Genomic DNA, 14,265 nt, shown 5'->3' on the forward strand with positions numbered 1-14,265 from the left:
CGAACCAAGACGTTTGAAGTGGGTCGCAAAAGTGGGAGAACCACCAACACGAGCGTCGTGAAAGCAGTATTTGGCCGAAAACCGCGCCAGGCGTCTCGCTAAATCGTCACAGGTGGTTCTGATTCAGAGGCAGGGAAACCCGCCAGAAACTTTTATCAGAGGAGGGCGCGACCATGAGCCGTATGGCCACCTTTTTTCGTACCACCAGTCTTGTCGTGCTGATGGGCCTGGGTGCCGGCAGTGCCTGGGCTCAATCGCCTGTCGAATTCATCAACGATGCTTCGGCCAAAGGCATGGCCGACATCGAAGCCAGTCGCATGGCCCACGGGAAAGCCGAATCCAGAGAGGTCAAGGATTACACCATTATGGTGATCAACGACCGCACCACTGCCAATCAGCACCTGGCGAAGATCGCGAAGAAGCTCGACCTGCCGGTCGCGCCCCGTGAAGAGGTCGCTGACAAGGCCAAGACCCTGATGCCGCAGGTGCAGGAGGGCGAGTCGTTCGAAGCCGCCTATGCCGCCAGCCAGGTCAAGGCCACCGAGGACGCCATCGCGCAGATCCAACAGCAGGCCCAGAGCACCGAAGTGCCAGAAATAAAGGCTTTCGCCGACGAAACGCTGCCTAAATTGCAAACCCATCTCAAAATGGCCCGGGCGCTCCAGGCCAGCCGCTGATTCGCCGTACGTTTTACATTCAGGACCGGAGCGCTCGCGCTCTGGTTCATCTTGCCCGCAGAAAAGGAGAGCCTCGATGTCCACACGCCGAGAACCCAACCAATACGCGATGCAGAACCCGCTGACTCAATATCCTCGTCCACCCTTTCCCGACCAACCCCAGTCGCCTCCGGGCATCGACCAGGACATGGTGCCCAAGCCGGATCACGGCGAAAAAAGCTATCAAGGTTTCGGCCGCCTGGAAGGGCGCAAGGCGCTGATTACCGGTGGCGACTCGGGGATCGGCCGCGCGGCCGCCATCGCCTATGCCCGGGAGGGGGCCGATGTAGCGATCAATTATTTGCCCAGTGAAGAGCGGGATGCGCGGCAAGTCATCGAACTGATCGAAGCCGAAGGGCGCAAGGCCATTGCAATACCGGGCGATCTCAAGGACGAAGCCTTTTGCGTCCAACTGGTGAGAAGTGCTCACGAGCAATTGAGTGGCCTGGATATTCTGGTGAATGTCGCCGGCAAACAGGAAGCGCAAAAAGACCTTGCCGACATCACCACTGCGCAATTCGACGACACCATGAAAACCAACATCTATGCGATGTTCTGGCTCTGCAAGACGGCGGTGCCGCTGATGCCGGCGGGAGCGACCGTGATCAATACGGCATCGATCCAATCCTACGACCCGTCCGCGACGCTGTTGGATTACGCCACCACCAAAGCGGCCATCGTGGCATTCACCAAGGCGCTGGCCGGGCAGGTCATCGGCAAGGGCATCCGTGTCAACGCCGTGGCACCGGGGCCGATCTGGACCGTGCTGCAACCCAGCGGCGGACAACCGCAAGAGAAGATTCCTACGTTCGGCTCCCAGGTGCCGATGAAACGTCCAGGTCAACCGGCCGAATGCGCGCCGCTTTATGTGTTGTTGGCATCCCAGGAGTCGAGTTACATCACTGGAGAAGTGTTCGGCGTGACGGGCGGCAATCCGCTACCTTGATGCTTGACCGGACCGTGCGAGTGGCACACCACCACTCGCGCGCCCCACTCAACACTGGTTCAGATCGATCTTGTTCTTTTCCTCCAAGCCTTCCAGGCCTTTGACTTCGTCTTCACCCATCGCCTGGTAATGCTTTCTCAGCGCCTCCAATTGCTTGAGATCCAGCGCTTCGAGCCCGAGCATCGCATTTTGCGCATTCTTGGTCGCTCGCAATAACTCGTCGACCTTCAGATGCAAGATGTCGGTATCACGGTTCTGCGTGTTCTGAATCAGGAACACCATCAGGAAGGTAATGATCGTCGTCGACGTGTTGATGATCAGCTGCCACGTATCATTGAACTGGAAAAAAGGTCCGCTGACGGCCCATAGCACCAGCAACACGATGGCCCCCAAAAAGGTCTTGGGGCTCCCCGCCCAGAGGGCCAGTTTTTGTGCGATTTTTGCGAAGGTCATTGCTGTTTTCCTTGTGGGATGCACCTGTCTGGTGAGACAGCAACGACGTGATGAAAATTCTGCTTATGTTGGGTGGCGGTCTTTAGGCGAACGTCTATCGCCCTGCCAGAAGACCGTCGCAACATTTGCCATGTCCAAGGGTCACTCCTTAAAGACCTCAACCGGAGTACACCATGAACGCCACCCGCACCTTCTGCCTTGCCTGTTGCCTGTTCGCCCTGCAGGGCTGCTTCGACAACTCGGGCAATGAGACCAAGGACAACACCGATGGCACCAAGTCTTCGATACAGATGAAAGAGTCCGGTTCGGAGAAAAAATAACCCTGGTGAGAGCGAGCCTGCTCGCGATGGCGTCAGATCGGCAACATTGATATTGGCGGGTCTACCGCTATCGCAAGCAGGTTCTGTATTTCAACCTGCTATTTTTCAGCGCCCCTGCTGCAGCACTTTCAGCGCCGCCGAAGCCAGAAAACCTGAGCGGCTTTTTTCCTCAGGATGGTGCAACACATATTCATCAATACGATTGAGCAGGTAGCCAGGCAAAGTGATGTTGAGCTTCTGCGCCTTGCCCAGGTACTTGGTCACATCAATGTCCACCAGCGCCCAAGTGCAGCCGGCATATTTTGGATTGGCTGCATGCAAGGTGACGGTATTGGCCGACGGAATCGGCGAACCGTCTTCAGCCAGAATCTCGAAGTGCCCCTCAATGGCCTCACGTGCCATCGCCATGGCCTCGTCCAGGTCGTCGCCAGCGGAAAAACAGCCGGGAATATCCGGCACCTCAACACCCCAGGCGTGCTTGTCATCGCCCATGGAAATCGCAATCGGGTAAAGCATTTCAATCGTCCTCCGCAGACGTAGCGCAACTGGCCGTCTGAAGCAGCGCCTGTTGCAAAATACTGATGGCCGTTTTTTTGAGCAGGTCCTTCTTTGGATGGGGTACCGTCACCAGCCCCGGCTTGGTCGGATGCTTGAAGTGATGGTGACTGCCCCGAACCCGCACCAGATACCCACCGTCCGCAATAATTTGGCTTATCAGAAATCGGCTATTCACATCACCTCCGTGTGGTGTGATTGGTAGGTACTATACCTACTGAAATTAAATGATCAACACTATAACCACCGAAGGCGATATCGGTAGGTAAGTGCAGTCATTGCTACGAAGTCTAGAGGCCGTGTTGCACAAGGGCGGAGGTGAGGTGGGTTGGGTTTATTTCTGGATGTGATGAGCGGAGGATTGCACCCGTGGCGAGGGCGCTTTCTCCCGCTGGGGTGCGTAGCCGCCCTGGATTTTCGGCTCGGTTTGCTTTCGTTCTCAAGCATGAGTCCCAGCAGCGAACTCTACGACTGCTGCACAAACGTCAGTCGCACCGCAAACCCAATCAAAAGACTCCCAAACAGCCACTGCTGCAAGCGCTGGGCCGAAGGGGAGCGCTGGAGCCAGCGCCCGAGCGCCACACCTACCAGCGCGTAGGCGCTATCAAACAAGAAACCGACGCTGACCAACATCACGCCCAGGGTCGCAAACTGCCCCAGCACCGGCCCGCCCTGTGGATCGATGAATTGCGGCAACAACACCGAGCAAAACAACAAGGCCTTGGGATTGAGCAGATTCGTCAGCAGCCCACGCCGAATCGCCAGGTACCAGTGTCGCTTTCTGGCCTCGACAGCGGCGCCTTCAAAACTTGGCAACAACGTGGTCCGCAGGCATTGAAAACCGATCCATAACAAGTAGGCAGCCCCGGTCAGGCGCACGACATCGAAAGTCCATGGCGCCGTCTTGAACAAGGCCGAAAGTCCCAGCGCCGCCAATGCAACATGACATCCACGAGCAATCCCCAGGCCCACCGCCGTCGCCAGCGCCGCGCCCTTGCCCTGACGGGCACCGGTTTGCAGCAGCAGAATCATGTCCGGCCCTGGCAACACGTACACCACCATCAAGGCCATCAGAAACAACCAGAGCTCTGCCATGCGACACCCCCTTCATCGATGCTTCTCAAGCATCAAGTCTATGGCTGACGGGCGGGGCAGGTGGTTGCGAAGTCAGCTTCTAAAGCTTCATTAATTGGCATAACCTGCCAGTTATTCGCACTATTCAATTGGGAACTGCCAATTCATGAAATTGGACGCCTTCGACCGAAAAATCCTCGCCGCGCTGCAACGCGATGGCCGCCTGAGCAATGTGCAACTGGCCGAAGAAATCGGCCTGTCCCCGTCGCCCTGCTTGCGCCGTGTGCGGATGCTTGAAGAAGCCGGTGTGATTCGTGGTTACCAAGCCAATCTCGACCGCGACGAAGTGGGGCTTGGATTAACAGTTTTTGTCGGCGTGAAGGTTGAGCGGCACAACGACGAACAAGCCGAAGCCTTTCGCCAGGCCGTCACGGCATTGCCGGAAGTGATTTCGGCGTTTCTGGTGTCAGGCGAATCGGATTTTCTGTTGCAAGTGGTGGTGCCGGACTTGCGGGCTTACGACCGTTTTCTCACTGGGCGGCTGCTGAAGTTGCCGGGGGTGAGTGATATCCGGAGCAACTTTGCGATTCATACGGTGAAGACGCCGGGGGCGTTGCCGTTGGGGCATTTGCCGGGGGGCGGTTGATATTTCGGGTGTGCCGTCAGCACCTATTCATTCGCGCAACGTCGCGCAATCGCCTTCAACATGCGACGGCGAATAAGCCCACTGACCGGTCGAATCAGGTACCAGTACGAAGTAAAACTTCGTAGCGCATCAGCATCGAGGCAATGCACCCGCGTCTGCGTGGTGACTCTCGTCAAGCCCGGCCGCAACAACTGGCAGGTGAAACCAATCACCAGCTTCACACAGCCCGGCTCATCGAATACCCGGAACGCCTCGGCATCCGCTACAGGGACTTGGCCGTAGTCAGCTTTCCAAAGCTTGCCGGCGAGTCCGTAAACAACTTCCGTATCGTCATCGCGCTGCAGCAACGTGAAGTTATCCAGGCCGAACGAAGCGGGCCGATCAGCCCCTTCGCGCCAAGGCCGGCCCAGCAGGCGCATCGGGAGCTCGCGGAGCTTGATTGCATATCGAAAAAAGCGGTCGTCTTCAGGACGATGAGCGAGGACATACGCCATCGCACGGGAAGGGGCTACGGGAACGTCCACTGAATGCTGCTCACTGAACTGGTACGTAGGGAGATGTGAATCAATAAGGCGCATCCCTTGCTTCCCTTCATCTTTACTCGAGGTGGCCATTACATTAGGGCGCAACATCCACAAATTCCAGACCAAAAAAAACCGGCCACCAAGAGCCGGTTTTTTACGTCCCTCGTCAAAACCACACGACGTGAGAGCAGAATTCGATTGGAGCGGGTGAAGGGAATCGAACCCTCGTTATCAGCTTGGGAAGCTGGAGTAATGCCATTATACGACACCCGCTCAGAGCGGCTGACTTTGTACCAGATGTGGGCACGGATTTGAAGTTTTTCTTTACGCACGACGAGGTCAGTCGTCTACGCAAGCCTCAAACCAGAGCGGTCGTTCGCGGGCAAGCCCCCGTAGCCAAAAAAGCGCAGGGTGGGGCTTGCTCGCGAGGACTCGGTTTCAGATAGCCGGTGCATGGTAGCCCTGCACGTAGCTATAGCGCGGTCGGCTTTCGTGGCGAGCCGGTTTGAGGAAGTCCAGCAAGGCGTTGCGGCTGTCCCGGCAGGCGGCTTTGTGCTCCATGTCCAGGAAGTGTCCGGTGGCTTGCAGTGTGCTGAAGCTGCTGTGCTGCACGTGATCGGCAAAAAGCCTCGCGTCGTCGGCCGCGGTGTATTCGTCCCATTCGCCGTTCAGGAACAATACCGGGACGTTGATTTTTTTCGCTGCGTTGACGTAGCACAACCGATCGCTGTGGAGCACGTCGCTGATGTGGAAATGCATCTGCCCGTATTCATGCTCGGCCAGGCTGCTGACGTGGCGATAGTTGAAGCGCTTGAACAGCGGCGGCAGGTGTTTGCCAATCGTGCTGTTGACCAGGTGCCCGACACGGTCGCCGTCCAGGCAGCCGAGGTAATCCACGCCGCGCTCCAGGTAGTCGCGCATCGGCGCATTGAGCACCGGCGAGAATGAGCTGATCACCGCTTTTTCGATGCGCCGTGGGCGCTGCGCCAATGCAGTCAGCGTGGCGGCGCCACCCCAGGAAAAGGACAGCACATGCTCGGCGGCGAAGTGGTCGATCAGTTCCAGAAGGATCTGGCCTTCGATCTCTTTCGTCAGCATTTGCTCATGTCGGTTGTGGGCCTTGGACTTGCCCGCGTAGGGCTGGTCGTACAGCACGACATTGAATTGCGGGTAGAGGTTTTTGGCGGTCTGTGCAAACGACGCAGTGGTGGCCATCGAGCCGTTGACCAGAATAATGGTCTTTTGTGCGGCGTCTGCGCGATAGAACTCCGTGTAAACCCGATACTGACCCTGTATATCCAGCACAGCGATTTCTGGCCTCATGTCATAAGACTCCTGGCAAGCGGGTATGCGCGCAATAAGATTGCACGGGCAATGTGACAGGTAGGCATACGCCTGAAAGATATGGCCCATGTCGATCCGAACAATGGTCGACGGGTGTTGTTATAGGCGGGCAGTTTGCCGGAGGAGCAAGGCGGAACCTGAGGATTCCAACCGGCAAAAGGTTTCTTGGAAGTATGTTGTGACTCATCGGTCACATTTCGGCCGACGGTTTGATTCAAGCAGGGGGGCGACTGTTGCGCAAGTACCGATTGGAAAATTGTTCGACACTTCTGCCCAGCGGTAGCGGGTTCAAATGAGATGGACTTCCCCGGGGCTCAAGGCGCGGTACTGGCCTGGCTCGAGATGGGCGTCCAGCGTCAGTGGCCCCATGCGCTCACGGTGCAGGCGCAACACCTTGTTATCGAAGTGGCCGAACATGCGTTTGACCTGGTGATAGCGCCCTTCAACGATGCTCAGGCGCGCCGATTTTGGCCCCAGCAGTGTTAGCTCCGCTGGTTGGGTGGTGAGGTCTTCGAAAGCGAAGTACAGGCCGCGAGCGAAGGTGACGGCATATTCGGCGGTGATGGTTTGCTCGGTCTCGACGTAATAGACCTTGGGCAGTTTGGTCTGGGGTTGGGTCAGGCGCCGCGACCAGCTTCCGTCATTGGTGATCAGCATCAGCCCTGTGGTGTTGAAGTCCAGGCGCCCGGCGATGTGCAGGTCGTCCTTGTCCGGTTCGTCCAGTAAGTCGAGCACGGTGGGGTGCTGCGGATCGCGGGTGGCGCTGACACAGCCGGGCGGCTTGTGCAGCATGAAGTAGCGCGCTGGGCGGCCCGCTTGCAGCACCTGCTCATCGACTTCAACCCGACTGAACTCACGCACTTGTGCATGGGGATCGTCGACGGTCTGGCCGTCGATCCGCACGCGACGCTCCACCAGCAGCAGGCGGACCTGTTGGCGGTTGAAACACGGCAGATTACTGAGGAAGCGGTCAACGCGCATGGGCGGGCAGGGCAAGAGAAAAAGGGACGCGCATCTTATCCAATCGGCAGTCCCTTGGCTTGCAACTGCTCCAGTACCTGGGCGCAGCGCGGACATAAACAGGATTGATCTCGCTGTTCGGCCGGCAACGCTTCAAGCACGGCCGGGTCGATGCTCACGCTGTAGCACCAGCAGGTGCGGTCGACGGTTCGCGGGTCGGCCAGGGTGCAGTCATTGGTGGCGCCGCAGGCCGGGCACAGGTCGGGTTTATTCATAACTGGAGTGAGGCAGTTCCACGCAGGTTCGGTTGCACCCGGTCTGCCGGGCGCGTTGCAGCGCATGATCGGTCCGCAACAGCAGACTGTGCAAGACGTCTTCGTCCTGCAAGGTGGTGAGGCCGATGCTGACGGTCACCCGTAATTGTTTCCCACTGCAGAAATAGCGTTGGTTTTCGATGTGCTGGCGAACTTTCTCAGCGATTTTCAGACCGGTCTGCCCATCGGTGTCCTTGAGCAGTACGACAAAGGTATCGGCACTCCAGCGACACACGATGTCCGACTGCCGCAGGCTTTCAGTCAGATCGCGCGCTACCCCGGTCAGTAGTTGATCAGTGGCGATGTGACCGTGGTTGGCGTCCAGCCGCTTGAAGTCGTCCAGCTCCAGCAACAGCGCGGTCAAGGGTTTGGGTTCGCGCTGGGCTTCGTGCAGGGCTTGCACCGCCAGCAGGTCGAAGCCTCGGCGGTTCGGCAGTTCGGTCAGGCTGTCGAGGATGGTCTGGGCGTCGATGCGGCGTTGATAGCTGTTGATCAGTTGATAAAGGATTGCCAACACGGCCAGTGTCACGAGCAGGCCGATCAGCAGGTTCAGGTACAGCGTCTTGAGAGTGTGGTCCCGTACCGAGGTATGGGCAGCCTGGTAGCCCAACAATGAAATGATCAGAAAGCCTGCACCGAGCAGCAGCACTACGAGCAGGAGCGGCTTACGCTGGGAATACAACGGCGAACGGAGCGACATGGCGATTTCCTTGGCGCAGACCCAATGAAATCAGTTTAGTGGCCTTGTAGGAAAAGATGCTCGGATTTGCAGGGTTTATAGCACTGTGGCGAAGGAGCAAGCTCCCTCGCCACAGGTTCACAACTACTTAAGGCTTTGCAGGTAAGCCCGCCATCCCCCCAAATGGCTGATCTCCTGCGCGCCCTCCAAGCCATACGCCTCGCAAATGAATCCGCTTTCCCAACGGCCATCGGCCAGTTGCACCTTGCCCAGCCCCAACGGCGCGGGGATGCCGGTCAGGAACGAACCCAGTTCGCTGCTCGGCATTTCCCAGACCTCGACCTCAATCGCCACGCCACCTTCACTGACCCGAAGCATGCCGGGGCGCAAGGGTGGGCCGCCGGCCAGGGCATAGAGGCGGTAATCGGGTGAACTGCGGGTGGCTTCGACCAGGTGGGCACCGCGTTGCTTGAGCTGCCAGTTAAGCGCCAATCCGTCCAGGTGCGCCCCGCACACCACCAGTCGTGCCCGGTCGTGGCGTGCCGGGTTGGTTGGCGTTGGCAACGCCGGATCCTGCTGGCGCTGCAAGGCATCGGCCACGCCGAGCAGGTATTGATCAGTGAAGGCTCGACCGAACAGCGTCACGCCCCAAGGCAGGCCGTTGGCCATGAACGCGCTGGGGACGGCGACGGCGGCATAGTCCAGCAGGTTCATGAAATTGGTGTAGTAACCCAGCTCGGAATTGCGCAACACCGGTTCGGCGGCCAGCTCGGCGAGGGTCACCGGACGGCCGATGGTCGGCGTGAGGACGCAATCGAGGGTTTCCATGACGCGGTCGCATTGGGCTTTGAGTGCTTGCAAACGGTACTGGGCGCGGAAGGTCTGTACGCCATCCACGGTAGGTGCTTTCGCCAATACGGCGCGGATCACTGGTAATACGGCGTCAGGCTCGCGCTCCATCAATTGGCCGGCGACGCTGTAGCGCTCGGCGACCCAAGGCCCTTCATATAGCAGGCGTGCGGCTTCCAGGAACGGCGACAAGTCCAGTTCCACCGCTTCGCCACCTATGCGTTCGAGCCGCTCGATGGCGTCCAGAAACAGTTGCGGACCTTCGTCGCAGCCGAAAAAGGCCAGGTCCTGGGGGCGAGGCACGCCGAAGCGAAAGCGTCGCGGCGCGCCGAATGCTGAGCCGTCGTTCCACAGCGGATTGCTGCGGCTGTATTCGTCGCGGGGGTCGAGACGAGCCGTCAGCGCCAGTAACTGGCTGGCTTCCCGCGCCGTTGCGGTGAAGGTCGTGACGCAGTCCAGCGTGCGACAGGCCGGTACTACGCCGGCCGTGGAGATCAAGCCCTTGGTGGCTTTCAACCCCAGCAGATTGTTCAGTGCCGCAGGTACCCGACCGGAACCGGCGGTGTCGGTACCCAAGGCAAAACTTGCCACGCCCAGGGCCACCGCCAGTGACGAGCCGGCGCTCGAACCGCCCGCCGGATAGTCGGACAGTACGCTGTTGCGGCAGGCGCCGTAGGGCGAGCGGGTGCCATTGAGTCCGGTGGCGAACTGGTCGAGGTTGGTCTTGCCCAGCGGAATCGCGCCCAGCGCCAATAACTGCTCGACGATGGTGGCCGAACGTTGCGGCACGTAGGCAAACGCCGGACACGCGGCAGTGGTGGCAATGCCGGCCAGATCAATGTTGTCCTTGATCGCGAAGGGCACGCCGTACAGTGGCAGGCTTTCCAGGTCGCGGCCTTCCAGTGTGGCCAGGAAGGGTTCGAGTTCCTCAAGCGTCAGCAGGTGGATGAACAGGTGATAGTCCGGATTCAGCGCGGCGGCTTTTTCCCGCAGGCTCGACAGCACTTGGCGAGGCGTCAGTTCGCCGCTGCGGTAGGCGTTGCGCAGATCGTCCAAACGTAGAGAGAGGTTCATGGTGTTAATCCTTTGATTGAGTTCAGTCACGTTCCAGCACCACGACGCGCTGTCCGGCGCGCACCGCTGAACCTGGCTGGACGCGAACTTCGCGCACCACCCCGGCCACGGGCGCCAGCACCGGGATTTCCATCTTCATCGACTCCAGAATCACCAGCACATCACCGACGGCGACCCGGGCGCCCACTTCCACCTGCACCTGCCAGAGGTTGCCGGCGATGTGGCTGTCGACGCTCATTTGATCCTCGCTCAGTAGCGCGTTTTCGTCCGGCGCGGGGGCAGGTTCTTCGCTGTCGAAGTGCGCCTGGCCACTGGCGATCCAACGCTCGCGCTCGGCGTTGAAAGCGCCTTGTTGCTGCTGTCGGAACGCGGCGATGCTGTCGGCCTCCTGCGCCAGAAAACGCTGGTAATCAGCGAGGTTGAGCTGGCTGTGTTCGATGTTCAGGTCGAAGCGGCCCAGGGGAAAATCCCGGCGAATGCGCAGCAGTTCATCGGCACTGACCGGGTAGAAACGAATCTGGTCGAAGAACCGCAGCAGCCAGGGCTTGCCGTCAAATGCGGCAACGTCCCGATACCGGTTCCACATCTGCAACGTGCGTCCGACGAACTGATAACCCCCCGGACCCTCCATGCCGTACACGCACATATAGGCGCCGCCGATGCCCACCGAGTTTTCCGCAGTCCAGGTGCGGGCCGGGTTGTATTTGGTGGTCACCAGCCGATGCCGTGGGTCCAGCGGCGTGGCGACCGGCGCGCCGAGGTAGACGTCCCCCAGGCCCATCACCAGGTAGCTGGCGTCGAACACGGTGCGTTGCACTTCGTCGAGGTTGGGCAGGTCGTTGATGCGTCGGATGAACTCCAGGTTGCTTGGGCACCAGGGCGCGTCCTTGCGCACCGTGGTCATGTATTTCTCGATCGCCAGCTGGCAAGCCGGATCGTCCCAGGACAGCGGCAGGTGGACGATGCGCGACGGCACTTGCAGGTCCTGTGCGGCGCACACCGCGTCCCATTCCCCGGCGACAATGGCCAGGAGATCGGCCAGGGGCAGTTGCTCGGGTTGATAGTGCACTTGCAGTGAGCGAATGCCCGGGGTGAGGTCGATCACACCGTGCAATTGTTTGTGTTCCAAAGCCTGCATCAAGGCATGGGCGCGAAAGCGCAGCACGAGGTCCAGTTCGGGGGCGCCGATTTCCAGCAGTAGATGGGTGTCGCCGGACAATCTCGCCACCAGGCGGGTATCGTCCCGCCCGATATCCAATACCACAGGCGACGAAATCCCCTGTGGGAGCGAGCTTGCTCGCGATAGCGGCGGGACATCCAATATTGATGTAACTGACAGACCGCTTTCGCGAGCAAGCCCGCTCCCACATTGATCCCATTTCAAGGCCAGAGATCGGGCGGTCGATACATCCACCGGCACAAACCGCACCTTGTCCCCCGCCTTGAGTTGCCCCAGTTGCCAGAGGTCCGCCTCGATCACCGTCACCGGGCAAACGAAGCCGCCCAGGCTCGGGCCGTCGGGGCCGAGGATGACGGGCATGTCGCCGGTAAAGTCCACGGCACCGATGGCGTAGGGATTGTCATGGATGTTGGAAGGATGCAGGCCGGCCTCGCCACCGTCGGCGCGTACCCATTCGGGTTTCGGTCCGATCAGGCGCACGCCGGTACGGCTGGAGTTGAAATGCACTTCCCACGCCGTGTCGAAGAAGGTCTGGATGTAGCACTCGGTGAAGTATTCCGGCGCGCCGTGAGGGCCATAGATCACACGAATCTGCCGCACGCTCGGCAACTCAAGAACCGGCACGCTCGTTTGCGGCAGCGCCGTGTGCTCATCCAGTGGCTTGAGGTGCAACACGTCGCCCGTGCACAACGCCCGTCCGCCATGACCGCCGAACTGGCCGAGGGTGAACGTGCTTTTACTGCCCAGGTAATCCGGCACTTGCACGCCGCCTTGCAGGCACAGGTAACTGCGCGCCCCGGCCCCAGCGATGGTGCCCATTGCCAGGGTGGTGCCGGCCCCAATCGACAACACGGTGTTCATCGGTACGGCTTCACCGTCGAGGGTCAGCGCAATCACCGCACCGGTCACGGCCACCCGGGCAGGGCAGTTGAAGCGCAGCAGCGGCCCGCTCATGGTGATCTCCAACGCCGCCGCACCTTCTTCATTACCCAGCAGGCGATTGCCCAGGCGCAGCGAACGGCTGTCCATCGGTCCCGACGGCGGCACACCCACCGCCCAATAGCCGAGGCGACCGGGATAGTCCTGGATGCTGGTCTGGGTACCGGGGCTGAGCACTTCAAAGGTGTTGGCGCGATAGACCAGCGCCTCCAGGCAGCGGGTCCAGGGCTGGCCGTTGGCAAACGGTGCATCGAGGAGGATCTGTTGCAGGTATTGGCGATTGGTTTCCACGCCGTACAGCAGGCTTTCATCCAGCGCTTGATACAAGCCCAGGCGTGCCTGCTCGCGGGTGGGGGCCCAACGAATGACTTTGGCGATCATCGGATCGAAGTAAGGCGGGATCTGGCAACCGGCCTCGACCCAGGTGTCGATGCGCAGTTGTTTGCCATCGCATTGCGGGAACTGCACGGTGGTCAGCAGCCCTGGGCTAGGCTGGAAATCCCGGCCCGGATCCTCGGCATACAAACGTGCCTGAATCGCATGGCCCTCGGCTTTCAAACCCTGGCGTAACTCGCAAAGTGGCGGCAGGTCGCCGGCGGCCAGTTGCACCATCCAGCGCACCAGATCCACGCCCCATACTTGCTCGGTGACGCCATGCTCGACTTGCAGTCGGGTGTTCACCTCCAGGAAATAGAAGCGTCCGGCATCGCTGTCGAACACGAATTCCACGGTGCCGGCGCTGCGGTAGTTCACCGCCTTGGCCAGTTGGATCGCCGCCGCACAGAGTTCGTCAGCCATGCCTTCGGGCAGGTTCGGCGCCGGGGTTTCCTCGAGGACTTTCTGATTGCGCCGCTGCACCGAGCAGTCGCGCACGCCCAAGGCGATCACTTGTCCCTGGCCGTCGCCGAACACCTGCACCTCGAGGTGCCGCGCGCGTTCGATGTACTTCTCGATGAACACCCCAGCATCGCTGAAGTTGTTCTGGCCCAGGCGCCTCACCGTTTCGAAGGATTCACTCAGCTCGGCGGCACTGCGACACACGCGCATGCCGATGCCGCCGCCACCGGCGGTACTTTTGAGCATCACCGGATAGCCAACCTGCGTCCCCGCCAGCAGCGCGGCGTCGAGGCTGTCGAGCAGTTCGGTGCCTTCGAGCAGCGGCACGCCGTGTCGGCGTGCCAGGTCGCGGGCGGTGTGCTTGAGGCCGAACACACGCAGTTGCTCCGGCGTCGGGCCGATGAACGCGATATTTGCGGCTTCGCAGGCTTCGGCGAAGGCTGCGTTTTCCGAGAGAAAACCGTAGCCGGGATGGATCGCCGTCGCGCCGCTGCTTTTGGCGATCGCCAGGAGCTTGTCTACCGCCAGGTAAGTGGCGGCCGCCGCGCCTTCGCCCAGGCAATGGGCTTGGTCGGCTTGCAGGATATGCAAGCTGGCGGCATCGGCCTGGGCATACACCGCCACACCTTCGACCTTCAGTTCACGCAGGGTCCGCAGGATGCGGCAGGCGATGGCGCCACGGTTGGCGATCAGGACTTTTTCGAACATGGCATAACCCCCTCAGGCATGCATGGCTGCCTGAACCGGGATGCGGGCCGTCCCGCAGTTTTCGATGGCCGCCGGGGTCGTCCCTGGTGGCGAAATAATCAACTTCAAAACACCGCTGAACCCTGTGGGAGCGGGCTTGCTCGCGAA

The 14,265-nt window shown here is 60.2% G+C and carries 14 protein-coding genes, 1 tRNA gene and 1 pseudogene; 4 read left to right on the forward strand and 12 right to left on the reverse strand.

Translation table 11 applies throughout. The features are described 5' to 3' along the window. Nucleotides 1–173: 173 nt before the first annotated feature. A complete protein-coding gene (locus EPZ47_RS07110) occupies nucleotides 174–677 on the forward strand; it encodes a DUF4142 domain-containing protein (protein ID WP_135844143.1) in 504 nt (167 codons plus the stop codon). A 76-nt stretch (nucleotides 678–753) separates the two neighbouring features. Then, nucleotides 754–1,662: an SDR family oxidoreductase gene (locus EPZ47_RS07115; RefSeq protein WP_135844144.1), complete on the forward strand. Its 909-nt coding sequence runs from the start codon at nucleotides 754–756 to the stop codon at nucleotides 1,660–1,662. A gap of 48 nt (nucleotides 1,663–1,710) precedes the next feature. Here the strand turns inward: EPZ47_RS07115 and EPZ47_RS07120 are convergent, their stop codons facing one another. Next, the gene (locus EPZ47_RS07120; RefSeq protein WP_135844145.1) at nucleotides 1,711–2,115 is read right to left on the reverse strand and encodes a low affinity iron permease family protein; all 405 of its coding nucleotides are present in this window, start codon (nucleotides 2,113–2,115) and stop codon (nucleotides 1,711–1,713) included. A gap of 173 nt (nucleotides 2,116–2,288) precedes the next feature. On the opposite strand from EPZ47_RS07120, the gene EPZ47_RS30195 reads away from it, so the two are divergent. Beyond that, nucleotides 2,289–2,435 carry a hypothetical protein gene (locus tag EPZ47_RS30195; protein ID WP_178084240.1) on the forward strand — a complete coding sequence of 49 codons (147 nt, stop codon included), beginning with the start codon at nucleotides 2,289–2,291 and terminating at the stop codon, nucleotides 2,433–2,435. A gap of 105 nt (nucleotides 2,436–2,540) precedes the next feature. On the opposite strand, the gene EPZ47_RS07125 is transcribed toward EPZ47_RS30195, so the two are convergent. From EPZ47_RS07125 to EPZ47_RS07135, 3 genes are all read right to left on the reverse strand, one after another. After that, the gene (locus EPZ47_RS07125) at nucleotides 2,541–2,951 is read right to left on the reverse strand and encodes a type II toxin-antitoxin system HicB family antitoxin (protein WP_135844146.1); all 411 of its coding nucleotides are present in this window, start codon (nucleotides 2,949–2,951) and stop codon (nucleotides 2,541–2,543) included. A gap of 1 nt (nucleotide 2,952) precedes the next feature. Beyond that, a complete protein-coding gene (locus tag EPZ47_RS07130; RefSeq protein ID WP_135844147.1) occupies nucleotides 2,953–3,168 on the reverse strand; it encodes a type II toxin-antitoxin system HicA family toxin in 216 nt (71 codons plus the stop codon). Between the two features lie 287 nt (nucleotides 3,169–3,455). After that, entirely contained in the window at nucleotides 3,456–4,085 is a 630-nt protein-coding gene (locus EPZ47_RS07135) for a LysE family translocator (protein ID WP_135844148.1), read from the reverse strand. Between the two features lie 145 nt (nucleotides 4,086–4,230). On the opposite strand from EPZ47_RS07135, the gene EPZ47_RS07140 reads away from it, so the two are divergent. Continuing rightward, on the forward strand, nucleotides 4,231–4,710 hold the full coding sequence (locus tag EPZ47_RS07140) for an Lrp/AsnC family transcriptional regulator (protein WP_135844149.1): 480 nt from the start codon (nucleotides 4,231–4,233) through the stop codon (nucleotides 4,708–4,710). A 23-nt stretch (nucleotides 4,711–4,733) separates the two neighbouring features. On the opposite strand, the gene EPZ47_RS07145 is transcribed toward EPZ47_RS07140, so the two are convergent. From EPZ47_RS07145 to uca, 8 genes and pseudogenes are all read right to left on the reverse strand, one after another. Further along, complete coding sequence (locus EPZ47_RS07145) at nucleotides 4,734–5,288, reverse strand: hypothetical protein (RefSeq protein WP_135847960.1); 555 nt, start codon at nucleotides 5,286–5,288, stop codon at nucleotides 4,734–4,736. Between the two features lie 145 nt (nucleotides 5,289–5,433). Then, a tRNA-Gly gene (locus tag EPZ47_RS07150) sits at nucleotides 5,434–5,507 on the reverse strand. Between the two features lie 165 nt (nucleotides 5,508–5,672). Beyond that, complete coding sequence (locus tag EPZ47_RS07155) at nucleotides 5,673–6,557, reverse strand: alpha/beta fold hydrolase (RefSeq protein ID WP_135844150.1); 885 nt, start codon at nucleotides 6,555–6,557, stop codon at nucleotides 5,673–5,675. 309 nt (nucleotides 6,558–6,866) lie between these two features. Next, a complete protein-coding gene (locus EPZ47_RS07160) occupies nucleotides 6,867–7,559 on the reverse strand; it encodes a pseudouridine synthase (RefSeq protein WP_135844151.1) in 693 nt (230 codons plus the stop codon). A 35-nt stretch (nucleotides 7,560–7,594) separates the two neighbouring features. Continuing rightward, on the reverse strand, nucleotides 7,595–7,813 hold the full coding sequence (locus EPZ47_RS07165; RefSeq protein WP_135844152.1) for a cysteine-rich CWC family protein: 219 nt from the start codon (nucleotides 7,811–7,813) through the stop codon (nucleotides 7,595–7,597). Next, a pseudogene (locus EPZ47_RS07170) lies at nucleotides 7,806–8,417 on the reverse strand (GGDEF domain-containing protein); the annotation flags it as partial. The pseudogene EPZ47_RS07170 and the gene EPZ47_RS07165, both read right to left, overlap by 8 nt. A gap of 258 nt (nucleotides 8,418–8,675) precedes the next feature. Beyond that, the gene (gene atzF, locus EPZ47_RS07175; RefSeq protein WP_135844154.1) at nucleotides 8,676–10,454 is read right to left on the reverse strand and encodes an allophanate hydrolase; all 1,779 of its coding nucleotides are present in this window, start codon (nucleotides 10,452–10,454) and stop codon (nucleotides 8,676–8,678) included. A 22-nt stretch (nucleotides 10,455–10,476) separates the two neighbouring features. Next, nucleotides 10,477–14,118, reverse strand: a complete 3,642-nt coding sequence (uca, locus tag EPZ47_RS07180; protein WP_135844155.1) for an urea carboxylase — start codon at nucleotides 14,116–14,118, stop codon at nucleotides 10,477–10,479. Between the last annotated feature and the right edge of the window lie 147 nt (nucleotides 14,119–14,265).

The sequence above is a fragment of the Pseudomonas viciae genome, assembly GCF_004786035.1.
GTDB lineage: Bacteria > Pseudomonadota > Gammaproteobacteria > Pseudomonadales > Pseudomonadaceae > Aquipseudomonas > Aquipseudomonas viciae.

What these genes read in the sequence shown, in the direction of transcription:
- EPZ47_RS07110 (WP_135844143.1), top strand. Translation starts at nt 174, where the DNA reads ATGAGCCGTATGGCCACCTTTTTTCGTACCACCAGTCTTGTCGTGCTG.
- EPZ47_RS07115 (WP_135844144.1), top strand. Translation starts at nt 754, where the DNA reads ATGTCCACACGCCGAGAACCCAACCAATACGCGATGCAGAACCCGCTG.
- EPZ47_RS07120 (WP_135844145.1), bottom strand. Translation starts at nt 2,115, where the DNA reads ATGACCTTCGCAAAAATCGCACAAAAACTGGCCCTCTGGGCGGGGAGC.
- EPZ47_RS30195 (WP_178084240.1), top strand. Translation starts at nt 2,289, where the DNA reads ATGAACGCCACCCGCACCTTCTGCCTTGCCTGTTGCCTGTTCGCCCTG.
- EPZ47_RS07125 (WP_135844146.1), bottom strand. Translation starts at nt 2,951, where the DNA reads ATGCTTTACCCGATTGCGATTTCCATGGGCGATGACAAGCACGCCTGG.
- EPZ47_RS07135 (WP_135844148.1), bottom strand. Translation starts at nt 4,085, where the DNA reads ATGGCAGAGCTCTGGTTGTTTCTGATGGCCTTGATGGTGGTGTACGTG.
- EPZ47_RS07140 (WP_135844149.1), top strand. Translation starts at nt 4,231, where the DNA reads ATGAAATTGGACGCCTTCGACCGAAAAATCCTCGCCGCGCTGCAACGC.
- EPZ47_RS07145 (WP_135847960.1), bottom strand. Translation starts at nt 5,288, where the DNA reads ATGCGCCTTATTGATTCACATCTCCCTACGTACCAGTTCAGTGAGCAG.
- EPZ47_RS07155 (WP_135844150.1), bottom strand. Translation starts at nt 6,557, where the DNA reads ATGAGGCCAGAAATCGCTGTGCTGGATATACAGGGTCAGTATCGGGTT.
- EPZ47_RS07160 (WP_135844151.1), bottom strand. Translation starts at nt 7,559, where the DNA reads ATGCGCGTTGACCGCTTCCTCAGTAATCTGCCGTGTTTCAACCGCCAA.
- EPZ47_RS07165 (WP_135844152.1), bottom strand. Translation starts at nt 7,813, where the DNA reads ATGAATAAACCCGACCTGTGCCCGGCCTGCGGCGCCACCAATGACTGC.
- atzF (WP_135844154.1), bottom strand. Translation starts at nt 10,454, where the DNA reads ATGAACCTCTCTCTACGTTTGGACGATCTGCGCAACGCCTACCGCAGC.
- uca (WP_135844155.1), bottom strand. Translation starts at nt 14,118, where the DNA reads ATGTTCGAAAAAGTCCTGATCGCCAACCGTGGCGCCATCGCCTGCCGC.